The organism is Pandoraea cepalis (assembly GCF_902459665.1).
GTDB lineage: Bacteria > Pseudomonadota > Gammaproteobacteria > Burkholderiales > Burkholderiaceae > Pandoraea > Pandoraea cepalis.
Window position 1 is genome coordinate 74,426 of record NZ_CABPSL010000018.1, and the last position, 21,620, is coordinate 96,045.

Consider the following 21,620-nt stretch of genomic DNA (forward strand, 5'->3'; position numbering starts at 1 on the left):
TTACTGGAGAAGCTTGAGCACCTGCTGGGGCAACTGGTTGGCCTGCGACAGCATCGAGATACCAGCTTGTTGCAGGATCTGCGAGCGGGTCAGGTTGGCCGTTTCCGCGGCGTAGTCCGTGTCCTGAACGCCCGAACGCGCCGAGGTCAGGTTTTGCGTCGACGTCGACAGGCTGCCGATGGCCGACTGGAATCGGTTTTGAACTGCACCCAGCGTTGCGTTAAGCGTGTCTACCGTGCTGATTGCCGAGTCGATCTGAGCAATCATCTTCGTGGCGTTGTCGATGCTCGTAACGTTGGCTGACGACAGAGTCGAGTTGGCGTTGACGGCCTGGACACCGCCGTTCGCGGCCGCCGCTGCCGTCAGGCCAGTGGCGGTGAGACCGCCCGCCGAGCCTGCGATGGTGAATGCCGAGTGCGAGAGCAGATTCAGCTTGCCAGTCGAGTCGATATATCCAGTTACGCCGGTATTCGTCGCACTGATTGCGTTGGCCAGGTCCGTCGGGGTGTTGAACGTGCCCGTTATCTGGGTGGCTGTACCGTTGGCGCCAGTGATCGTCAGATCGCCGGCGGCCAAGGTGATAGCTCCTGTCAGCGTGTTGGCGACCTTCGTCGAGGTCGATGCGACCGTGGCCGAGGTCGAGCTGGTGATGCCCAAGTTGTTGGCAGTACCGGCGGTGGCGATGACGGTTGAGTTCGTTCCGTCGCCAGCAATCGAAAGCTCGCCTGTGGCGGTAACGGTTGCCACGGTGATTGCAGACCCATTCGAGGTCGTCGCGGCGGCATTGATAGCTGCTGCGAGTTGAGCTGCCGTGCTGTAGGTGCCTGCAGCGACCTTTACGGCGCCGCCGGTGCCGCCGCCGGCGGTCACGCTGATCGTGTTGGTCGTGGCGTCTGCGACGAACGGTGCGCCCTTCGTCAAGGCAGCGGTCGACGAGGCGCTGGCCACGGAGCCAATGCTGTTGATGCCCATGCTCTGTGACAGGTTGACCGAAATGGTCTGACCGGCGTTGGCGCCCACCTGGAAGTTGGCTGTGCCCATCGAACCGTTCAGCACCGACAGACCGTTGAACTGGGTCTGCTGAGCGGTACGGTTGATTTCAGCCAGACGCTGCTGAACTTCCTGATCCAGTGCTGCGCGATCCGAATCCGAGTTCGTCGTATTGGTCGCTTGCACGGCCAGCGTACGGATACGCTGCAGATTGTCGGTGATCGACGACAGAGCACCAGCAGCGGTCTGCACCAGTGAGATACCGTCGTTGGCGTTGCGCTGCGCTTGCGTCAGACCGTTGATCTGCGACGACATGCGATCGGTAATAGCCAGACCGGCGGCATCGTCGGCGGCGCTGTTGATGCGCAGACCGGACGACAGACGCGTGATCGACGTCTGAAGGCTCGACTGCGACGTGCTCAGGTTACGTTGTGCAACCAGCGAGAAGATATTGGTATTGATGACAGATGACATTTAGCCACTCCTTTCCCAAAATTTTTGGCTCCGGCTTAAGCGCCGTAACTTCGGCTCTACAGCCATTCGCCGAAAGCCGCCGTTGTAGGGGATATCGGACGGCCATTGGGAAAATTTAGGGTGATTTCACAAAATGATGTGTCACCCCCCATCGACGGGCCCTGTCGATGTAGGAAAAACGCTAGCGGACCAGTCTACAAAATTCTTCCCCGATCGATCCCGCAAGGAAAGGGGCAATCTGCCGCTTATTCAATCCCTGTAAGGCTTGGAGAGGCGCAGGCGACTGCCTGGCCCCTGTCGCGCGACCGCCAATTCTCGGCAGGTGGCAACGCTTTGAAGGCGCACGAGAAAATTTCTCGCCCGGGTGAGAAAGCGTTGCCGGACGTAACGCTGTCGACGACCGAGGTCGGTTCGGCGGTCCGAAATGCACGTGGCCCGCGTTCGCGGGCCACGTAGTGATCGCTTACTTCTGATGGGGTGGTGCCAGAACGCTCAGGCGCAGAGCGGTCCCATCTCGGCGCTGACCAGGCCGTGTTGCATCACGTAATAGGTGAGTTCGGCGTTGTTGTTCAGGCGCATCTTTTCCAGCAGGCGCGTGCGATACACGCTCACCGTCTTGACCGAGAGCGAAAGCGCATTGGCGATGTCGGTCAGGCGCTTGCCCGAGCCGATCATGCAAAGCGTTTGATATTCCCGGTCGGACAGGCGCTCGTGCGGCGGTTGGTCGGCGTCCGGGCCGAGGTAGTCGGCGAGCGTCTCGGCGACCATCGGGCTGACATACTTGCGGCCCGCGGCGACCTGCCGCACGGCCGAGACCAACTGCTGGGCGTTCGAGCGCTTGCTCAGATAACCGGCCGCGCCGGCCTTGAGGGCCCGAAGCGCGAACTGGCCTTCACCGTACATGCTGAAGATCATGATCGGCAGACGCGGATGTTTGCGTCGCAGGGTCTTGAGGATTTCGAGACCGTTCGTGTCGGGCAGCGAAATGTCGAGCAGGACGATGTCCCACTGGGCGGCGTCGGTCATCTCCAGCGCTTCCGCGCCGCAGTCGGCTTCGCCGACGACCGAGATGCTCCCGCTGTCGGAGAGCAACTGTCGCACGCCCTGACGCACGATGGCGTGGTCGTCGACGATGAGCACTCTGAGCGTCATGATGCGTATCCGTGAAGAGCAAGCGATTCCGGGGCATGATGGCCGGTCGCGGGTGCCGCGGCCGGGGACGACAGAATCTGGTGCCAGGGAAGACGCGCGCTCACGAGCGTCCCCGATCCTTGCGCACTGCCAATACGTATCGTGCCGCCAAGCGCCGTGCAGCGCTCGCGCATCCCAACCAATCCGAAATGTCCCTGCTTGCGACGCGCGCCGCGGACCAAGCCGCAACCGTCGTCGGAAATCGTGAGTTTGAGTGAACGATGACCGCTGTCGAGCGCCACCACTACGCGAGAGGCGTGTGCGTGTCGGGCAACGTTGGTCAACGCTTCCTGCGCAATTCGATATAACGCCAGCACCGCGTCGGGCGTGAGCCTGGCGACGCGCTCGCGCGTCACGTCGTCGCAGCGCCAAATGCAGGTGAGACCGCTTTGTTCGCCAAAGCGACGCAGCCAGGCGCGCAACGACGCGACGAGACCGGCGTCGAGCGCGGGGGGGCGTTGGCGGCAGACGAGGTCATCCGCCGCGTCTTGCGCCGCGTTTGCTGCCTGCTGAATCTGGGTGCAGAGGGACTGCCACTCGGCGGCGTCGGCCGGGGCGCGCGTGGCAAGACGCGCTACCACCAGCTGCAATGCCGTGAGGTGCGCCCCAAGTCCGTCGTGTATCTCCCTGGCCAGGCGCGTGCGCTCGGCTTCGCGAGCGGCGTCTATCGCGTGTGCCTCGGACTGCGCCGGCGCGCGCGAGGCGGACTCGGCGGGCAACGCTGTGTCGCAAGCGGCCGCCGGACCCGATGTCGGCGTCACGGCGCGCGTGTGCAACGCGTCGTCGAGTGACACGCGACGTCTCGCAGCCTGTGCGGCACGATCGACGAGAAACGGCATGGAGGCAAATTCCTGAGAGAAAAAGTCCCGTGCCGCAACTTGCGCGCCGAGACCCCACCGAATTTAACAAACTTTACATTTCGTCACAATTACACGTGGCAAACAAGCACGTGACGGACGTCGAAGCATAACTCTTTGATTTGGATCAAAAAGTATTGGCTTGCTTAAGGGGAATTCTGCGAAGACCCCAAAATATATCAGGGTTTGTCCTAGCGCATGGAGTCGAGCCAGTGTTTCAAACGATTTTTTCAATCTAACCAACGGTAAAGCCTGAGTTTTTCTTGCGAATTCATACGGCTGCGAGTTTCTATCAGGCGGCGGTGCAGGCTTGCGGTGTGCGGTATCGGAGACGTGACGCCGGCAACGTCTTCTAAAGGGCGTTGCGTTCAGCCTCTATCGCGAGCGGTAGCGTCACGGTCACCATCAGACCGCGACCGTCGTCGCCCGACGCCAGCGTCACGGTGCCGTAACTGGCCGCCACGATTTCCTTGACGATGGCCAGCCCCAGCCCGGTGCCGGGCTGACCCGGCGGCGCATTGCGATAGAAGCGCTCGAACACACGCTGCCGCGCCTCGGCCTGGATGCCCGGCCCATCGTCGATCACGCGCAGGCGGGCCATGTCCTGAGGACTGTCGATGGCGACGGTCACGCGACCACCCTCGTGGATATAGCGGATCGCATTGTCGACAAGATTCATGACCATGGCGTGAAACAGCTCGCCATTGCCCTCGACCCACACGTGCGCTTCGGTCGTCTCCAATCCCAGATCGATATGGCGTCGTTGCGCAAGGGCGACGAGTTCCTCGAGCACGGCGGCCGCCACGGCCACCAGATCGACACGCGAGCGCGAGAACGCCGGCGTGTCGGCCGCCTCCGCCTGCGAGAGCAGCAACAGCTTGTTGGTGAGATCGGCCAGCCCTCGACTGCTCGTCTGCATGGCGGCTAGTACGTCGGCCAGCGCCGCGCGATCATCGAGCTGCGCGGCGAACTGCAACTGGGTATCGAGCAGCGTCAGCGGGGTGCGTAGCTGGTGCGCGGCGTCGGCCACGAAGCGCCGCTGCTGCTGCGCCTGTGCCGAGAGCCGCTGGATGCATAGGTTGATGGCGTCGACGATAGGTCGCAGTTCGGTTTGGAGTTGTCCGGCGCGAATGGGCACCAGTTCCTGCGGCGCGCGCCCGGCGACCTCGTCCTTGAGGCGAATGAGCGGATGCAGTTCGACCGTCAGGCCGATGAGCACCAGCAAGGCGGCCAGCGCGGCCATGGCGATCTGGCGGTGCAGCGACGGTTCCCACAACTGCGAGAGCATCGCGTCGTGCGCGTGCATCGTTTCGGCCACCACGACCGCGACCTGATAGGGTGTGCCGGCGTTGTACATCGTGCGCACATAATTGACGGCCCGAAGCGGCTCGCCATTCACGGTGACGCTGAAGTACGCCGGGGTCGTGCCGGAAAAGAGCGGCGGGCGCGGGAAATCCGGCGGGCCGGCGAGCAATTGACCGTCTTCGGTGACGACCTGATAAAACACCCGATCGCGCGCCGGCGACGCGAACAGTTCGAGTGCGGAGGGCGGCACGCTCGCGCGCAGGGCCCCATCGACCCAGGTGAGTTCCCCGGCGATCACTTGCGCCGACGTGAGCAAGGCCCGGTCCTGCACGAGCGCGGCGGTGTCGCGCGCACTGCGATAGGCCTGCCATCCACTCGCGCCGATGTAGAGCGTGAGAGGCAGCATCAGCCACATCAGCAGCCGTACGCGAAGGCTAAGCATCTTTGGCGCGCAGCAGATAGCCCAGGCCGCGCAGCGTCATGATGGCCGCGTGGCTCGTCTCGAGTTTCTTGCGCAGACGATGGATATAGATCTCGATGGCATCGGCGCTCGGTTCGTCGTCGAGACCGAAGACGCCGTCGACGAGGGCGCTTTTGGCAACGGTCTTTCCCTGCTTGCGCATGAGGATTTCGAGCACGGCATGCTCGCGCGACGGCAGCGCGAGCGGCGCACCCGCGATCGTGAACTGTCGCGTGCCCGCGTGATAGGCCAGATCGGCACACACCAGATCCGCGCTCTGTTCGGGCGCATGCCGGCGGGCGAGCGCCTTGACGCGCGCGATCAGCTCGCGCACTTCGAAGGGTTTGACCAGATAGTCGTCGGCCCCCGCACCGAGACAGTCGACCTTTTCGTCGACGGAACCGCTGGCCGTGAGAATGATCACCGGCACATTATTGCGACGCTCACGCAGCCGTCGCAGCACATGCTTGCCGCCGAGCTTGGGCAGCATGAGATCGAGCAGCACCACGTCGTATGTCTCGGTTTGCAGCAGACGGTCGGCGGCGTCGCCGTCGCGCGCGGCGTCGACCGTGAAGTTGTCGTCGCGCAGCATGCGGGCGAGCCAGTGGGCGAGGGTGTCGTTGTCTTCGATCAGCAGCAGTTTCATGACGGCAAAGGCGTAGGGCGACGCAGGCAGCGACGCAGACAGCGACGGCGAGTGTGCCCGCCGAACCGGCGCAAGCCAACAGCGGGTAAACACCCATCGGTTGCGCAAGAAAACCTGCATGGGACGAAAGCTCGATGAAAGCTTCGGTTTTCTACAATTCGCATCAAGGCAAAGGAAACGATTCAGAGGACCGCTGCCTGGGCCCTGTGGCAAACCACAGCGGTCGGCCGGCGCCGCAACGCGACGCTTGAGCCATTATCCCTAAAAACGATGGAGACACCATAATGCGAGCAAGCCATGGCGTGCGTACGCCGAAAGCCTTCGTGAAACCCGTTCTGGCCGCCGTGTTCGGCGCATCGCTGGCGCTGGCCGCCGTGCCGAGTTTCGCCGCCGACAGCGGCAAGATCACGATCATGGTGGGCGGCATCACCAAGATGATTTACCTGCCGGCCAAACTCGCCGAGCAACTCGGATACTTCAAGGACGAAGGGCTGAACGTCGAGCTGCTCTCGCAGCCGGCCGGTGTCGATGCCGAAAACGAATTGCTCGCCGGTGCCGTGCAGGCCGTGGTTGGCTTCTACGATCACTCGATCGACCTGCAAAGCAAGGGCAAGGAAATCGAGGCCATCACGGTCTTCGGTCAGGTGCCCGGCGAAGTCGAGCTGGTCAATGCCAAGAGCCGCGACACCATCAAGAGCATGGCCGACGTCAAGGGCAAGACCCTGGGTGTGACCGGCCTGGGTGCGTCGACCAACTTCCTCACGCAGTACCTCGCGGCCAAGCACGGCATCACCTCGTCGCAATTCTCGGTGCTGCCCGTCGGCGCGGACAACACGTTCATCGCCGCCATCAAGCAGAACCGGATCGACGCCGGCATGACGACCGAGCCGACCGCCTCGCGTCTGATCAACACGGGCGACGCGGCAGTGCTCGTCGACATGCGCACGATGAAGGGCACGGTCGACGCGTTGGGCGGCGCTTACCCGGCGTCGAGCCTGTACGTGCAGCGCGCGTGGGCCGACACGCACAAGGAAGAGGCGACCAAGCTGGCCCGCGCGTTCGTGAAGACGCTCAAGTACATCAACACCCACTCGGCCGCAGAGATCACAGAGAAGATGCCGAAGGACTACTACGCCAACAACAAGGCGCTGTACCTGCAGGCGCTGCAGAACTCGCTGCCGATGTACTCGCCGGACGGCCGCATGCCGAAGGATGGTCCGGAGACGGTGCTCAAGGTGCTCGCCGCGTTCAACCCGAACGTCAAGGGCAAGCACATCGACCTTTCGAAGACCTACACCAACGCGTTTGTCGACGCCGCGAACGTGCCGAAGTAAGCGTTCGATCTCGCGTCACCCTTTGATCCTGTAGTTCCGGCGCGCGCGTCGCTCGACGCGCCGCCACCCGAGCCGCCCGCACCCGACGACCGTCCGGTGTGTGGGCAGACTCACCCCTGAAAAACCGCAACGACACCGTTTGCCCTTCGACGTCACTGAGGAACCGGGCATGACCCAGACCATCACCCCCACTGCGCCGGCGCGCGCTGCGAGCCCTGTCTCGCGCGATACCCCGGCCATCGAATTCGACAACGTGTCGTGCCGCTTCATCTCGGCGGACGGCCACGCCACCATCGCGCTGCGCAACTTCAGCATGTCGGTCGCCCGCGGCGAGTTCGTCGCCATTGTCGGGCCGACCGGCTGCGGCAAATCGACCACGCTGTCGATGATCACCGGCCTGCTGCGCCCGACCGCCGGCAGCGTGCGCGTGATGGGGCAGCCGGTCAACGGCATCGACCCGCGCATTGGCTTCGTGTTCCAGAACGATGCGGTATTCCCGTGGCGCAGCGTGCGCGAGAACGTGGCCGCCGGCCCGCTGTTTCGCGGTCAGTCCAAAGACGCCGCTTACGCGCTGGCCGACCAATGGATCAAGCGTGTGGGCCTGGACAAGTTCGGCGACCACTACCCGCACCAGCTCTCGGGCGGCATGCGCAAGCGCGTGGCGCTGGCACAGACCTTCATCAACAACCCCGAAATCCTGTTGATGGACGAGCCGTTCTCCGCGCTGGACATGCAAACGCGCACGCTCATGCAGGACGAGTTGCTGCAACTGTGGTCGTCAACCTCCGGCTCGGTGGTGTTCGTCACCCACGATCTGGAAGAGGCGATTGCGCTGGCCGATCGCGTGTTCGTGCTCACGGCGCGTCCGGCCACGCTGAAGAATGTGTACACGATCGATCTGCCGCGTCCGCGCGTGATGTCCGAAGTGCGTTACGAGCAGCGCTTCATCGACATTTCGCGCGAGATCTGGGCGGATCTGCGTGACGAAGTGAAGATCGGTTGAAGACGACGCCCCCGCCGGGGCATCGACAATGCATTTGCGGGCCGCGCATCGATGCGCGTGCCCACGCCGTCTGGAGGAGGGCATGAACATGAGTGAACAGGCCATGGTGGCAGGATTCAGTGACGCCGATCTCGCGCGCGAGGAAGCCAGCGCGCAGCGTCGCATCAAACAACGTCGCGCGCTGGTGATTTTTCTGCGCGTGGCCATTCTGGTGATCGGGTTGGGCGGCTGGGAAGTGGGCGCGCGCGTGGGGTGGATCGACCCGTTCTTCTTCTCGCAACCGACTCAAATCGTTGCGCAGATCTATGAATGGTGTGTGGAAGGCACCTCGCAGGGCCCGCTCTGGACGCAGGTGTTCGTCACGCTCGAAGAGACCGTGCTGGGCTTTCTGATCGGCGGCGTGGCGGGTGTGATCTGCGGCATCGTGCTCGGCCGCAACAAGCTGCTCTCGGATGTCTTCAGTCTCTACATTCAGATCGCCAACTCGATTCCGCGCGTGGTGCTCGGGTCGATCTTCGTGATCTCGCTGGGTCTGGGCATGGCCTCGAAGGTGGCGCTTGCCGTGGTGATGGTGTTCTTCGTCGTGTTCGCCAATGCCTTCCAGGGCGTGCGTGAAGCCGACCGCTACATGATCGCGAATGCGCAGATCCTGGGCGCGTCGCGCCGTCAGGTGACGATGTCGGTGGTGATTCCGTCGGCGTTGTCGTGGATTCTCGCCAGCCTGCACGTCAGCTTCGGCTTTGCCCTGGTGGGTGCGGTGGTCGGTGAGTTCCTCGGCTCGAAGCAGGGCATCGGCCTGCTCATCTCGACCGCGCAGGGCGCGTTCAATGCGAGTGGCGTGTTTGCCGCGATGATCGTGCTTGCCGTGGTGGCGCTGGCGGCGGATTACCTGCTGACGTCGCTCGAGAAACGTTTGCTGAAGTGGCGTCCGGCGGCGTTCAGCACCGAGTAATGCCGACGGTCATCGTCTGCGCATAAAACAACGGCGCCATCCATTGCGGATGGCGCCGTTGTCGTTTGGCGTGGGACGCGAGGTCGTCAGATTCCTGAATGCCTCGCGGTGTCCGGGCGTCGTCAGATGTTGAGCTTGCTGACCTTTGTGCCTTCGACGTTCAGGTTGGCCATGAGACCGGCGTTGGTCATCACGATCACTTCGACCGGCGAAGTCGCGGTGTTCAGATCGACCGCGCCGTTCGCGCCGATCTTGACCAGGGCCACGGAGGCGTCGGCCCCCGCCGTCCAGCCGTCGGTGCGCTGGAATTTGTCCAGGGCGTCCTGCGTCATGAACAGGAAGATAATGGCCTTCGACTGCGCACCGATCTGCAGACCGAACGACGCCGTCACCGTGTTGTAGTAGCCCTTCGTGGCGCCGCCCACGCGCAGCGCGCCTTCGCCGTATTGGCCGCCCACGACGAAACCGGCTTGCAGCACCGACGGGAACACGAGCATGCCGCGCGACTTGTTCACCAGTTCGCGCGAGCCCGGTACGGACGCATACATCTTGTCGAGCGCGCCATTCACGGAAGCATCGATCTCACGGCGCTTGTTCGCGTTGGCGCCGGGTGAGCTGTCGCTCTTGCTGGCCTGCGACGGGGTGGTCGTGGTGCAGCCCGACAGCGCGAATGCAGCGGCGGCAACAGCGACGGAAGTCTTCATCAGGAATTCGCGTTTTTGCATTTTCTCCCTCCAGGTAGCGTGTGCCGCTTGCTGAGCAAGGCGGCATGGATCCGGATAAAACGTCGGGCCGATAACGCATTCCACGCGGCGCGCGTCGTGTCGGCCATGAAGCGGATGATGAGAACGATAATTCGGCATCCGACGGATGTGCCTGCGTGAAATCGTGGCAGACAACCCGTCGGCGTGACGACGATTATGCGGCCTCTGACGTTATTGTCAAGAAAATAGGGCAACAAGTTCCGTCAACTTGCAGACATCTCTCGTCAACTTGTAGGTGTTCGCCTACGTGCACTTGCGCATGTATTCTTCCTTGAGCGCTTTGCGCGGGCGGGTGCGTGTAGGAATGTCGACGCGATCGCCGGCGGGCGACTCGACCCGGCGTCCGCGCTGGTAGACCGGCTTGTCCGGCGTGTTGGCGATCTTGTCGGCGAGCGCGCGACACTCGTCGCGCAGTGAGGGCGATCCCGCGCCGGAAGCGCTGGCCTGCGACGCGGCCTGATCGCGCGCGGCTTGCGAGCATTGCTCCGGCGGCAGCGCGCGGCCGACGCTATCGAAACACACGGGCGTCTGTGCCAACGCGCCGCCGCTCACACCAAGCAGTGCGATGACAGTGGAAGCTTGCAGAAAACGTTTGATCGGCGAGTAAGACCGCGCAAGCTCGGCAATGCCAAGCATCGGCGCTGCGACGCCGTTGGGCGTGAATGAAGCGGATGACGCGGATGAGGCGAAGGTTGTGAGGGCCGTGGACATCGGGGACAGCGTAGCGGCGCGGCGTGGCATCGTCGATCTCCTCAAGGGAACCGCGCTGCGGCGCGGGTGCGCCTATTCTGGCATCGCCCCGGCGGGATTGTCGATACCCGCGACGCCATGCCGCGCGGCGCCCATGCCAGGGCGGTCCGTGCGCAATTCCAGCCGATAGCCGACGCCATAGATCGAGCGCACGATTTCCTCGTCGGGCCGGATCGCCTGCAACTTGCGACGCAGGTTCTTGATATGGCTATCGACCGTCCGGTCGGCGACCACGCGGTGATCGTCGTACATGCGATCGAGCAGGTGGGCACGAGGGAAGGTCTTGTCGGGATGGCTGGCGAGCGTCGCCAGCAACCGCAACTCCACCGGCGTGAGTGGCAGTTCGTGCCCGTCAAGCCGTGCGTGATGACGCATTGCGTCGATGACGAGCGCGCGCGGCGGTGCCGCATTCGCAAGACTGCCGGTTCCCTGGGGGCCGGAGGCGGTACCGGCGCCTCTCACTCGGCGCAGAATCGCCTTGACGCGTGCCACGACTTCGCGCGGGCTGAAGGGCTTGCAGATGTAGTCGTCGGCGCCGAGTTCGAGGCCCAGCAGCCGGTCCGTCTCTGCCGCGCGCGCCGTCAGCATGACGACCGGCACCTCGGAGAACTCGCGCACGGCGCGGCAGACTTCGAGGCCGTCCATGCCCGGGAGCATAAGATCTAGCAGCACCAGGCGCGGTTGTGTCGCGCGCACGGCCGGAACCACGTCGCGGCCGTCCGAGAGAATGCGGCAAGGCATGCCGGCCACCCGTAGGTATTCCGCGAGCAACGCGGCGAGCTTGGGCTCGTCTTCGACGATCAGAATCGGGGCGGTGTCGGAGAGGGTCATCGCGTCGGTCGGTGAACTTGGGGCGGAAAGCGGCGTAGGGGTCAATGCGTGCGAAGCGCCCGCCGACGGGGTCGGCGAGGTCGAAGGCATGGGCGAAGGCATGGGCGAAGGGTTCATCACGAGCTCGCAAGGGCGGGGTCATCGAGCCGCGCGGGCCCGAGTCGGCTCGTCGCGCTGGGTGACCAGGCGCATCCGCCGCCGCACGCCCCCCCTGCGGCCGCAGGCGCAGGGCGGTGACGCGGCAGAGCGACCGCGAGTGCGAGACCGCCCAGTGGGGAGTGTCGCGCGGTGATCTGGCCGCCATGCGCTTCGACGATATGTTTGCACAGCGTCAGCCCCAGACCAGCGCCACCGCTTCGCCGGCTGCGCGATGCTTCCACGCGGAACAGGCGCTCGAACAGACGCGGCAGCGCATCGTCCGGCACGCCCGGCGCAGAATCCTCGATCTCCAGACGCAATTGCGTGGCCGTGGCCGACAGATACACGCGCACGGCGCCGCCGCCGTCGGTGTACCGCAGCGAGTTTTCGAGCAGATTGCCCAGCAGTTGCGTCACGCGGTGGAGATCGCCGTTGATGATGAGCGTGTCGTCGGGCAGGTGCACGTTCAGCGCGATGCCCTTGGCGTCGAACCAGTCGCCGAACGCGGCCACGGACGTGGCGACGCGCTCGGTCATGTCGACGGGGGCGAACGCATAGGTCAGTGCGCCGACGTCCGAGAGCGAGAGTTCGTACAGATCGTCGATCAGTTTGGAGAGCTGCGAGATTTCGACGCGCAGCGAGGCGAGGGCGTCTTGCGTGAGTGGGCGTACGCCGTCTTCCATCGCTTCGATTTCCCCGCGCAGGATCGACAGCGGCGTGCGCAGCTCGTGGGAAATGTCCGCGAGCAGGTCGCGGCGCGAGCGGTCGTTGCGGGCGAGCGTGTCGGCCAGGCGGTTCAGATCGACGGCGAGACGGGCGAGCTCGTCGGCACCGGCTGTCGGCGCGCGTACGCTGTAGTCGCCCATCGCCATGCGGTGGGTGGCCTCGAGCAGCGGGGTGACGGGCACGAGCAGACGCCGGGCGAGGTGCAGCGCCACCACACCGAGCAGCGCGACGCCGAGGACCGTCAGATACATCAGGTTGTCGCCGCACAGCCAGCGATGCCCGCCGAGCGCGGCGCGCACGGCGAGTGCCGTGGCCGTCATGGTGATCAGGCCCGTCGCGAAGAGTGCGAGGAAAAGCTTGCGGGTGATGCCGGAGTTCATGCGCTGCGTGGTTGGGCGAACGGTGATGGCGGGAAAGCGCGCCTGACGGGGCGAACCCATGGAGCTCTGCCGACGTTGGCGCGCCATTTTCTCAGCATCGGTGTGGCGCGCGGCGGGCCTCCACAAATTTTCCTCTATTTGTGCTTAGTGCCTGCACCTGCACTCCTTACTATTCCTCTCGACGCTGGCCGCCGTGTCGGCTGCGCCATCGATCAACCGTTCACACTATTCCAAGACGACCGGATCCGGCATCCGGGATCGGCGCGGGGGCGCCTCACCATGTCGAAGCTGTCGATGCTACCGCGCGTTGCGGCGCGCGGTGTTCTCCGGACGCTTGCGCTGCTGGCCGCCACGGGCGCCATGTTGGGGGCCTGCTCCAGCTCGGCGCCGGCGCCCACGCCGATGGGCATGATGCCCATGCCGCGCGTGGCGAACGTGCAGACGGGCGGATCCATCTACCAATCGACCACCGCCACGAACTGGTTCGAGACACCGGTCGCGCATCGCATCGGTGATCTGCTTACGATTGCGGTGTCCGAAAACTCGTCCGGTGGAAACAAGTCGCAGAGCGACATCTCGCGCAACGCGAGCGTGACGGCCAAGAGCGCCAAGGCCAATGGGGCCGATTCCGTGCTGGAGCGCTGGTTCAACATCGGTCAATCGGCCAGTGCCTTCAAGGGCAACGGCAACAACAGTTCGAGCACGGCGCTGGCCGGCACGATTGCGGTGGCGATCGTGGACGTATTGCCGAACGGCGCTTATGTCGTGGGCGGGGAAAAGCAGGTCCTGCAAGGGCGCAATATGGAGACGTTCCGCTTTACCGGCGTCGTCAACAAATTCGACATCTCACCGGGCAATGTGGTCGCGTCGAGCAAGGTGGGGCAGGCCAAGGTGGCGCGCGTGGAGGAGGGGCAGGTCGCCGACGGGAGCAGTGGTGGCTGGCTGCAGGGCATTCTGCTCGGCGTGTCGCCGTTCTGATGAAACGACTGGCGATCGTGCTGATGCTGGCGGCGGCCGCCAGCGCCACCCTGGGCGGGTGCCTCTTCACGACACCGGTGCCGGTGCTCGCTGCGCAGGTGGCCTCCAGCATGGTGTCGACGGGCGTGATGCTGTCGGATCAACTGCCGTCCATCGTGCCGCCGACGACGCCTGCCGCACCGGAGCTGCTCTCGCACAATGTGTGTATCGAGCTGGCGCCCGACGGCATTTCCGATCTGCTGCCGGCGATACAGGGTCGCCTGCGCGCTTATGGCATCGTGAGCACGATCTACAGCCCGGGCACCTGGCCGACGGGCTGCGTGGTGCTCAATTACTCGGTGCGCCGCGCCTGGCGCGATGCTCTGTGGGGCAACACGCCGAGCGAATACCTGGCCTATGCAACGCTGACGCTCAGCCGCAACGGGTCAGTGATCAATACGGTGTACTTCGACGGTCGATCGCGTACGGTCGAATCGTGGTCGGCGTCAAACTCGCGCATCGCGCAGCTGGTTGACCGGCTGGTGGTGTTTTGAGCGATCAAGGGGCGGCGACAAGCGTCATCCGCGCAAGGGCGTTCAGAACCGGTAACTCACCTTCAGACTCCCCGCCTGCGACGATGCGCGTGCCGTATTGACGAGCGCATCGTAAGCGAGCGAGATATCCAGGTGCTTGGCCAGTGTCACGCCGACGCTGGCGCCGAGCGTCAGGAAGCCGCGCGGCAAATCCGCACCCGATGCGACGAAGGCCGTACCGTCCTGCGAGGCCACGGTGATCACCCGGGCGACATCGAGCAGTTCGTGCGCGTACGCCACGCGGAACTGGACGTTCACGGGGCGCGTTGCGTCGCCGAACGCCTTGTCGAGCGTCACACCGACAAACGGTTGCAGGCTCCGCGTGTTGTCCGTGCCAACGCGCAGATTCTGTCCGCCCGCACCGCTTTCGTCGAAGCCGTTCGCGTGGAAGTAGGCGTAGCGCAGGCCGGCTCGAGGCGTCACGACAATGCCCGCGATCGCCATCGGTGCACTCGCCTGCGCCGCCGCCGTCAATTCCTGCCCGATATGATCGCCCTCGGCCGTGCCGATGCCCGCGAACGGACGTTTCTGCGACAGGAAGTGAAGGCCGTAACCGACAGTGGCGGCAACATCGACCGCGCCCATCTCACGGCTTGCATACGCGGCAAGGCGCAGCGTGTCCCGTGTGCCTGAGCTCGCCGTGCCCTGTTCCGAAAGATCGGCATGGGAATAGCCGCCCGCCAGCCCAAACATGACGCGTTCTTCGTGCCGTTCCGCGCCAGCAAGGAAGCCGTATTGATTCTCCTGAAAGCCAGACTGAGCGCCCGAGCCGTTCACACGTGCGTGCAATCCGGTGGCCGTGGCCCAGACGGGCGAGGTACGCGGCGCCGCGTCGCCGGTGGCAAGCCCTGTATCCACGGCGCGTCGCGTGGCTTGATCGAGAAGCGCCGCGGCCGTCGACTGCGCATTCGCCAGCGCCGCCGTGCCCAGCGCGGTGTAGACGCTCGTGTTTTTCGGCGCAATCACGATTGCGCCCGAGCTCCCGGGATCGCTGACGGACGGATCGACCAGCGACAGGATGACATCGTTCGCACCATAGGCGACCGACGATTGCAGGCTGCCAAGATTGGCGCCTGCCGCCTGCGCGCCGGTGACCGAAGAGAAGCGACCGTTGACGCCATTCGCCGCGGTCACCACCGTATAGCGTGTTGCCTGGTACGTGCCGGGATCGTACGTAATCGCCAGCACCCCGTTCAGCGTCGCGCTTCCCGATACCTTGAGCTGCGACGCCGCCGTCGGACTCACCTCGATCGCCAACGTTGCATTGGACGCCTGTGTGTAGTTTCCACTGATGCGCAACGTGCCGATGGAGCCTCCCGGCGCCACGATGCCGCCGTTGGTCACGCTGCCGATAATCGTGCCGTGCCCCGCGCAACGTCCCTTGTGCGCCGACGGCCACGTCGCCGCCCAGTGAGGCGGTATCGTGGTTGGCGTCGCCGACTTCGAGCGTGCCCGCCGCAACGCTCGTCGTCCCCGTGAAGGCCGTGCTCGCGCCATTGAGAACGAGCATGCCGCTGCCGAGCTTGGTGAAGGTCCCGCTGCCCGCAAGGTCGCCGGCATACGTACTGTTGCCTGAGGTGTCGACGCTCAGCGAATTCGCCCCCATGAGCAGACGCGTGCCCGCCACGCCGCTTAATCCCGAGACCGCTTGCGTACCCGCAGCAGACATATCGAACGTCGCGCCGCTGCCCAGCATCGCAAGGCTCGTCACCGAAGACAATTGGCCGGCGCCTGTCAATGCCAGTGTGCCTCCATTGATCGTGGTCGCGCCGGTGTAGACGTTTGCGGCCGAGAGCGTCTGGGTGCCGCCATTCAATGTCAGTCCACCGGAGCCGCCGATGCTGCCGGAGAAGACGCCCGAGGCGTTCGTGAGCGTAAGGGTGCGGGCCCCGAGCGCGACCGACCCACTGCCGGCGATGCCCGTGAGCGACGCGCCGTTTGTCGTTGCAGAAATGTCGAGCGCGCCGTTATTGGTCACGCCACTCGATGCTGCGACACTGCCGCCGCCGCTGAGCTTGAGCGTGGCACCGCTGTCGACCACGGTCGCGCCGGTGTAGGTGCTGGTGCCTGTCAGCGTCTGGGTGCCGGCGGCCAGGCGAACGCCGCCCGTGCCGTCGATGATGCCGTCGAACGTGCCGGTCGCGTTGGTGAGCGACAGTGACTGTGCGCCAAGCCGCACCGTACCCGCGCCTGAAAGCGCCTTGATAGACGTCCCCGACGTGACGGCGGATATATCGAGCACCGAATTCAGCACGACGCCGGACGACGCCGCGATGCTGCCGCTTCCCGCCAGGGCGAGTGTGCCATTGCTGATCGTGGTCGCCCCCGTATACGTGTTGGTGCCCGAAATCGTCAACGTGTTGCCGCCCACGACACTGAGCGAGCCAGCCCCGGAAATCACGCCCGACATCGTCAAGCCGGTCGACGCCGTGGAGACGGTCGCGCGCGACGCCGCGTCGCTCAGAATGACATCGTTGTTCAGTGTCAGCCCTGTGTTGCTTGCGGCAATGGTGGCCGTCGCCCCCGCGTCGAAGAGCAGCGTTCCGAGGATCGAGGAGCCTGTCAGCAGATTCAGCGAATTGTCCGTGCCGCCAAACTCGATCGCCGCGGCTCGGGTCCCACCTGGGCCGGTCAGCGCACCCATGATGAGACCTGCGTTCGTGATCGAATCCATGCCACGCGTCACCACGCCGACACCGCCCCCGATGCCCATACCGCCCGAGATCGTTCCGGTATTGGCGAGGGAATTGCGGGTTTGGGCAAGATCGACGCCAGTGCCCCCGGCGCCGCCTGCGGCGGACCCCGAGGCGCCCGCGCCCGCGGCCCCGCCTGCGCCGCCCGTGATCGTGCCGGTGTTGACGATGGACGCGCTGCCGCCGAGCGAGAGCAGGCCGTCGCCGCCAGCGCCGCCGCCGCCGCTGAACCCACCGGAACCCCCGGTGCCGCCAACGCCCCCGGTAATCGTCCCGTTGTTGGTGATCGTTGCTGCGACCCCGGCCGAGGTGAGTCCGCTACCCCCGCCGCCACCGCCCCCGCCGTTGCCGTTCACGCCGTTGGTGGTGTTTCCCCCGTTGCCCCCGGCCCCTCCCGTGATCGCTGCCGCTACTGCAACGGTGATGTTGCTGCCAAGGTAATAAAGGCCGGTGTTGCCGCCGTTCCCACCGCTTCCGAAGTTGGTTCCGTCCGGTCCCGTGTTGCCGGCGTCGCCCGTCATGGGGGCGTTGATGACGATGTTGCTGGAGGCGATCACTTGCGCGGGACCGTTGGCTGTCGCGGCAGCGACGTCTCCGGTTGCGCCCGCGCCGCCGGTACCGAGGGCCCCCCAGCTTCCCGGGTCCTGTACGGTCACGGTGCTGGCGTCGAGGTGGCTGGAGCCGCCGCCCTGGCCATTTCCGGTACCGCCCGCGCCGCTTCGACCGGGGAAACCGTCGCCACCCGGTGCACCGCAGCCGCTGGTGTCGCTGGGGGTGCAGGCGGCGGCCCAGACAGGGGCTGCAGCCCCGGCGAGGGCCAGCGCAATGGCCGTGCTCCCGACCGTTCGAATGAACCCCTTACCCGTCGGTCCTCGGGCTGGACCTCGCGCCGGCACAAAGCCGAAATCGGAAGCCGAAGACGTCAGCGACGTCGTAGTGGCGAGCTGCGCCTGACGGGCTGCGCGCCCGAGTTTGCCTTGGACCACGAATAATCTCTCGCATCGCGCCGTGCATGGCGACCGGTGACCGAGAAGCTACGGCCTTTCCCCCGCACTACGGCAGACATGGGACGCCAATGCTCAGGAAGACCGCGCCTATTTCGATGGATGAGCATCGGTGCGTGCGCTATTTGAGTGCGCATAGGACACCGAATGTAATACAAAGTAAGGTAACTCGCTATAAGGGTGACGTATCCCTGCGACGGTGTCCCGCGGTGAAGTGGGCGGTGAGGCTTCAGGCGGCCAGGTGGCGGTTCGCACCTATTTTGGCCATCATTGTTTGAACATGAAGCTTCCAATGCCTTCCATTCTGATGCCGGACGGCATTTCTGATCGGTTGCCGGCGATACAGGGACGCTTGGGCGCCTATGGCATCGCGAGACGGGTCTACCGCCCGGGCACTTGGCCGACGGGCCGCATGGCGCTCAATGACTCGGTGCCACGCGCCTGGCGCAACGGGTAGACCGGCGGGTGGTGTTTTGAATGCGGTGGGGCGAAGGCCGACAGTTCCTAGCAGAAACCCTGATCAGCAAGTGGCTTGACAGCGAAAATTTGTTCATCGATGGTATACAGAATACTGAAACGGCTTTTCCATCATGACGAATCCAACAGTCGAATGCCCGGACGACCAGACCGCATCACGACACTCGCCCGGCGCTCCCCAATGGCATTGGGTAACGGCGACAGCGGTGCAGGAGGCATTGCGGCGTCGCGAGGTCACGTCGGAGGCGCTCGTCGCCGCGTGTGAAGCGGCCGTGCGCCGTTCGAATCCGACGCTCAACGCGGTGGTGGTCAGCGACTTCGAGCGAGCGTACGCGGTCGCAAGTCAGCGGGATAAGGAGTTGAGCGCTGGTCTGGTCCGGGGGCCTTTGCACGGCGTCCCGTTCACGATCAAGGAGTCGTTTGACGTCAAGGGGTGGCCGACCACTGTCGGCGATCCGGCATTCACGAATAATATTGCGGCGCAACATGCGAGCGTCGTTCAACGGCTGACGGATGCCGGTGCGATCTTGCTGGGCAAGACCAATGTGCCGATCTTCCTGCGCGACTGGCAGAGCTACAACGACGTCTACGGTACCACGCGCAATCCTCACGATTTACGACGCACGCCGGGCGGTTCGTCGGGCGGCAGCGCCGCCGCGGTCTCCACGGGCATGTCTTTCTTCGATGTCGGCTCCGACATCGGCTCGTCGATTCGCAACCCTGCCCACTACTGCGGCATCTTCTCGCACAAGAGCACGCACGGTCTCGTGCCCCTCGACGGGCATGGCTTGCCGGGTGGTGTGGCGTTCCCGGATATTAACGTGGCAGGCCCGCTGGCACGTAGCGCGGACGACCTTGAAGTGGTGCTGTCAGCCATCGCCGGGCCGCCGGCAGAGGCGGCCTGCGCCGTACGCTTCGAACTGCCCCGCTGTCACGCCACCGACCTGCGCCAGATTCGCTTCGGTGTTCTGCCGAATCACCCGATTGCCGACGTCGACGCCGAGGTGGAGCAGGCCATTGTGCGCCTCGGACAAGATCTTGAGCACCGTGGCGCGCAGGTGCTGTGGAATGCCCGCCCATCGCTGGATGCGGCCGAACTGATGCGTGTGTATACATTGATGCTGCGGGCATCGACGTGCGGCTATCTGGGCGACGAGGCATTCGAAGCCGCCGTGACGGCGGCCGGTCAGGCTCCGGCGGACGACATGGGTTATGCGTCTCTTCAGTACGTGGGGGCGGCCATGCGGCATCGCGACTGGCTCAGATTGCAGCCGCTACGAGAGCGTTTCGCGGCCGCGTGGCGCGAATTGTTCGAGCGTGTGGACGTGCTGCTGTGCCCCGTGGCGGCCACGCCCGCGTTCGTGCTGAACGAGGAGGGCGCGCCTTGGCAACGCACGCTGGACGTCAACGGGCGCGCGCAGCCGCTCACGACGCAACTTTTCTGGGCCGGGCATTCCGGCTTGTGCGGCTTGCCTTCGACCGTGGCGCCCGCAGGGCGCACGGCACAAGGGCTGCCTGTGGGCGTACAGATCGTGGCGCCGCTGTATCACGACCTGCGCTCGATCCATGTAGCCAGATTGCTTGAGGCCGCCGGCTACGCCTTCGTACCACCTGCCTGACCTTCCCTACGAAACCCACGACCCTCCAAGGAGGACACCTTCATGTCCTGGCTCAGTTCACTATCGAGAAACGAGAAGCGCGCCCTTGCGGGCACGTTCATCGGCCATACGGTCGATGTCTACGACTTCATGATCTATTCCTTCCTCATCCCCGTGCTGCTCACAACGTGGGGCATGAGCAAGGCAACGGCAGGCGGCATCGTCACCTATACGTTGATCGCCTCGCTCGTGGGCGCAATCGGTGCGGGCCTACTGGCGGATCGCTATGGTCGCGTGCGTATCCTGCGCTGGACCATCGCGATTTTCGCGCTGGCGTGCTTTGGCTGCGGTCTGACCCACTCGCCCACGCAACTGACCATCATGCGCGTCGTCCAGGGCCTGGGTTTCGGCGGCGAATCGTCGCTGTGCATGGTGCTGGTCATGGAGACGATCCGCAATCCGGCCCATCGCGGCAAGTTCTCGGGCTTCACGGCGAGCAGCTATTCGTTCGGCTGGGCCTTGGCGGCACTCGCTTACAGCGCGATCTTCAACTGGCTCCCGCCAGAGACCGCCTGGCGTGTGTGCCTGTTCATCGGCGTGGCACCGGCCGTGATGGTGTTTTGGCTGCGCCGGAATCTGGAAGAGCCGGAGGCCTTTACCCGCTCGATGGCCGAGCGCCGTCAGACCAGCCCGCTCAAGACGATCCGCGGCGTGTTCAGCGGCGGCCTTGCGGCCCGCACGCTCTGGTGCAGTCTGCTCTCGGGCGGCATGCTCGGCTCGTACTACGCGATCGCCACCTGGATGCCGACCTGGCTCAAGACTGAACGCGGACTGTCGGTGACGGGCACGGGCCTGTGGCTGGCCATCACCATCGGCGGCTCCATCGTGGGCTATGCCGTGGGCGCCTGGGCGACCGACAGGCTGGGGCGTCGCCCGACCTACATCCTGTTCGCCGTCGGTGCGTTCGTGATGAGCATCGCTTACATGCTGATTCCGGCGCCGGTGCCCGTGATGATGGTGCTGGGCTTCCTGATGGGCGTGTTGATGCAAGGAACGTTCGCCGGGGTAGCGGCAACGATCTCGGAGACATATCCCCATGAGATTCGCGCCACCGGCTATGGCGTGGCATACAACGCAGGGCGCGTCATCGGCTCGGTATTCCCGTTCATCGCCGGTTGGCTCGCCAGCGGTCACACGACGCTCACGCTCGCCATCCCCATTGTGGCCGCTGTCGGCTATGGACTCGTCATCATTGCGGCCATCATGCTGCCCGAGACCAACGGTATCAAGCTCGACGCCATCGAACCGGTGAACGCAAGCAACGACGATTCGCGCACCATTCACACCGCCGTATCGGGCGCCATCGGCCGCGCAGCCGACTGACCGCTTTCCTGTTTCTGCGGTCGTCCCGCACATGCAATTTGTTGTATTGGCATTTCCGTCAAAACGGTATACAGTGTACCGAAATTACAAATCACCCTCGCTTCTTCCCATCAC

17 protein-coding genes and 1 pseudogene are annotated in these 21,620 nt (G+C 64.7%); 7 read left to right on the plus strand and 11 right to left on the minus strand.

The genetic code is table 11. The features are described 5' to 3' along the window. From PCE31106_RS19355 to PCE31106_RS19375, 5 genes are all read right to left on the minus strand, one after another. On the minus strand, positions 1–1,464 hold the full coding sequence (locus tag PCE31106_RS19355; RefSeq protein WP_150564404.1) for a flagellin N-terminal helical domain-containing protein: 1,464 nt from the start codon (positions 1,462–1,464) through the stop codon (positions 1–3). Positions 1,465–1,956: 492 nt separating this feature from the next. Continuing rightward, positions 1,957–2,616, minus strand: a complete 660-nt coding sequence (locus PCE31106_RS19360) for a response regulator (RefSeq protein ID WP_017231583.1) — start codon at positions 2,614–2,616, stop codon at positions 1,957–1,959. Further along, the gene (locus PCE31106_RS19365; RefSeq protein ID WP_150564405.1) at positions 2,613–3,494 is read right to left on the minus strand and encodes a sensor histidine kinase; all 882 of its coding nucleotides are present in this window, start codon (positions 3,492–3,494) and stop codon (positions 2,613–2,615) included. The genes PCE31106_RS19360 and PCE31106_RS19365 overlap by 4 nt, the downstream gene beginning before the upstream one ends. A 370-nt stretch (positions 3,495–3,864) precedes the next feature. Further along, on the minus strand, positions 3,865–5,259 hold the full coding sequence (locus PCE31106_RS19370) for a sensor histidine kinase (protein ID WP_254441190.1): 1,395 nt from the start codon (positions 5,257–5,259) through the stop codon (positions 3,865–3,867). After that, positions 5,252–5,923 (minus strand): response regulator, encoded by a 672-nt coding sequence (locus PCE31106_RS19375; protein WP_026131524.1) that lies wholly within the window; start codon positions 5,921–5,923, stop codon positions 5,252–5,254. Before PCE31106_RS19375 ends, PCE31106_RS19370 begins: the two co-directional genes overlap by 8 nt. Positions 5,924–6,207: 284 nt before the next feature. Here PCE31106_RS19375 and PCE31106_RS19380 point away from each other — a divergent pair, with 284 nt between their 5' ends. The 3 genes from PCE31106_RS19380 to PCE31106_RS19390 all read left to right on the plus strand — a co-directional run bounded on the left by PCE31106_RS19380 (position 6,208) and on the right by PCE31106_RS19390 (position 9,212). After that, on the plus strand, positions 6,208–7,257 hold the full coding sequence (locus PCE31106_RS19380; protein ID WP_017231587.1) for an ABC transporter substrate-binding protein: 1,050 nt from the start codon (positions 6,208–6,210) through the stop codon (positions 7,255–7,257). Positions 7,258–7,426: 169 nt separating this feature from the next. Next, positions 7,427–8,260, plus strand: coding sequence for an ABC transporter ATP-binding protein (locus tag PCE31106_RS19385; protein ID WP_150564406.1), 834 nt, complete (start codon positions 7,427–7,429; stop codon positions 8,258–8,260). Positions 8,261–8,342: 82 nt separating this feature from the next. Then, positions 8,343–9,212 carry an ABC transporter permease gene (locus PCE31106_RS19390; protein WP_017231589.1) on the plus strand — a complete coding sequence of 290 codons (870 nt, stop codon included), beginning with the start codon at positions 8,343–8,345 and terminating at the stop codon, positions 9,210–9,212. 122 nt (positions 9,213–9,334) lie between these two features. On the opposite strand, the gene PCE31106_RS19395 is transcribed toward PCE31106_RS19390, so the two are convergent. The 4 genes from PCE31106_RS19395 to PCE31106_RS19410 all read right to left on the minus strand — a co-directional run bounded on the left by PCE31106_RS19395 (position 9,335) and on the right by PCE31106_RS19410 (position 12,861). After that, a complete protein-coding gene (locus tag PCE31106_RS19395) occupies positions 9,335–9,937 on the minus strand; it encodes a BPSL1445 family SYLF domain-containing lipoprotein (protein ID WP_017231590.1) in 603 nt (200 codons plus the stop codon). A 282-nt stretch (positions 9,938–10,219) separates the two neighbouring features. Beyond that, on the minus strand, positions 10,220–10,717 hold the full coding sequence (locus PCE31106_RS19400) for a hypothetical protein (protein ID WP_150564407.1): 498 nt from the start codon (positions 10,715–10,717) through the stop codon (positions 10,220–10,222). Positions 10,718–10,759: 42 nt separating this feature from the next. Further along, entirely contained in the window at positions 10,760–11,557 is a 798-nt protein-coding gene (locus tag PCE31106_RS19405) for a response regulator (protein WP_254441192.1), read from the minus strand. Between the two features lie 116 nt (positions 11,558–11,673). Beyond that, positions 11,674–12,861: an ATP-binding protein gene (locus tag PCE31106_RS19410; protein WP_150564409.1), complete on the minus strand. Its 1,188-nt coding sequence runs from the start codon at positions 12,859–12,861 to the stop codon at positions 11,674–11,676. A 219-nt stretch (positions 12,862–13,080) separates the two neighbouring features. Between PCE31106_RS19410 and PCE31106_RS19415 the strand changes: the two genes are divergently transcribed. Both PCE31106_RS19415 and PCE31106_RS19420 read left to right on the plus strand, forming a co-directional pair. Continuing rightward, positions 13,081–13,779, plus strand: a complete 699-nt coding sequence (locus tag PCE31106_RS19415; protein WP_150564410.1) for a flagellar basal body L-ring protein FlgH — start codon at positions 13,081–13,083, stop codon at positions 13,777–13,779. Then, positions 13,779–14,312: a hypothetical protein gene (locus PCE31106_RS19420; protein ID WP_017231595.1), complete on the plus strand. Its 534-nt coding sequence runs from the start codon at positions 13,779–13,781 to the stop codon at positions 14,310–14,312. The genes PCE31106_RS19415 and PCE31106_RS19420 overlap by 1 nt, the downstream gene beginning before the upstream one ends. A gap of 42 nt (positions 14,313–14,354) precedes the next feature. On the opposite strand, the gene PCE31106_RS19425 is transcribed toward PCE31106_RS19420, so the two are convergent. Then, positions 14,355–15,911, minus strand: a complete 1,557-nt coding sequence (locus PCE31106_RS19425) for an autotransporter outer membrane beta-barrel domain-containing protein (RefSeq protein ID WP_150564411.1) — start codon at positions 15,909–15,911, stop codon at positions 14,355–14,357. Beyond that, positions 15,832–17,565, minus strand: a pseudogene (locus tag PCE31106_RS24575) (beta strand repeat-containing protein); the annotation flags it as partial. The gene PCE31106_RS19425 and the pseudogene PCE31106_RS24575, both read right to left, overlap by 80 nt. Positions 17,566–18,638: 1,073 nt before the next feature. Between PCE31106_RS24575 and PCE31106_RS19435 the strand changes: the two are divergent. Next, entirely contained in the window at positions 18,639–20,144 is a 1,506-nt protein-coding gene (locus PCE31106_RS19435) for an amidase (RefSeq protein WP_150564412.1), read from the plus strand. Between the two features lie 42 nt (positions 20,145–20,186). Continuing rightward, positions 20,187–21,506, plus strand: a complete 1,320-nt coding sequence (locus PCE31106_RS19440; protein ID WP_150564413.1) for an MFS transporter — start codon at positions 20,187–20,189, stop codon at positions 21,504–21,506. Positions 21,507–21,620 lie beyond the last annotated feature (114 nt).

Excerpts from the sequence above, each read along its gene's own strand:
- PCE31106_RS19375 (WP_026131524.1), bottom strand. The coding sequence starts at position 5,923 with ATGAAACTGCTGCTGATCGAAGACAACGACACCCTCGCCCACTGGCTC.
- PCE31106_RS19395 (WP_017231590.1), bottom strand. The coding sequence starts at position 9,937 with ATGCAAAAACGCGAATTCCTGATGAAGACTTCCGTCGCTGTTGCCGCC.
- PCE31106_RS19415 (WP_150564410.1), top strand. The coding sequence starts at position 13,081 with ATGTCGAAGCTGTCGATGCTACCGCGCGTTGCGGCGCGCGGTGTTCTC.
- PCE31106_RS19440 (WP_150564413.1), top strand. The coding sequence starts at position 20,187 with ATGTCCTGGCTCAGTTCACTATCGAGAAACGAGAAGCGCGCCCTTGCG.
- PCE31106_RS19420 (WP_017231595.1), top strand. The coding sequence starts at position 13,779 with ATGAAACGACTGGCGATCGTGCTGATGCTGGCGGCGGCCGCCAGCGCC.
- PCE31106_RS19425 (WP_150564411.1), bottom strand. The coding sequence starts at position 15,911 with ATGCCGGCGACCTTGCGGGCAGCGGGACCTTCACCAAGCTCGGCAGCG.
- PCE31106_RS19410 (WP_150564409.1), bottom strand. The coding sequence starts at position 12,861 with ATGGGTTCGCCCCGTCAGGCGCGCTTTCCCGCCATCACCGTTCGCCCA.
- PCE31106_RS19380 (WP_017231587.1), top strand. The coding sequence starts at position 6,208 with ATGCGAGCAAGCCATGGCGTGCGTACGCCGAAAGCCTTCGTGAAACCC.
- PCE31106_RS19400 (WP_150564407.1), bottom strand. The coding sequence starts at position 10,717 with ATGCCACGCCGCGCCGCTACGCTGTCCCCGATGTCCACGGCCCTCACA.
- PCE31106_RS19370 (WP_254441190.1), bottom strand. The coding sequence starts at position 5,259 with ATGCTTAGCCTTCGCGTACGGCTGCTGATGTGGCTGATGCTGCCTCTC.
- PCE31106_RS19365 (WP_150564405.1), bottom strand. The coding sequence starts at position 3,494 with ATGCCGTTTCTCGTCGATCGTGCCGCACAGGCTGCGAGACGTCGCGTG.
- PCE31106_RS19360 (WP_017231583.1), bottom strand. The coding sequence starts at position 2,616 with ATGACGCTCAGAGTGCTCATCGTCGACGACCACGCCATCGTGCGTCAG.
- PCE31106_RS19355 (WP_150564404.1), bottom strand. The coding sequence starts at position 1,464 with ATGTCATCTGTCATCAATACCAATATCTTCTCGCTGGTTGCACAACGT.
- PCE31106_RS19385 (WP_150564406.1), top strand. The coding sequence starts at position 7,427 with ATGACCCAGACCATCACCCCCACTGCGCCGGCGCGCGCTGCGAGCCCT.
- PCE31106_RS19435 (WP_150564412.1), top strand. The coding sequence starts at position 18,639 with ATGACGAATCCAACAGTCGAATGCCCGGACGACCAGACCGCATCACGA.
- PCE31106_RS19405 (WP_254441192.1), bottom strand. The coding sequence starts at position 11,557 with ATGACCCTCTCCGACACCGCCCCGATTCTGATCGTCGAAGACGAGCCC.
- PCE31106_RS19390 (WP_017231589.1), top strand. The coding sequence starts at position 8,343 with ATGAACATGAGTGAACAGGCCATGGTGGCAGGATTCAGTGACGCCGAT.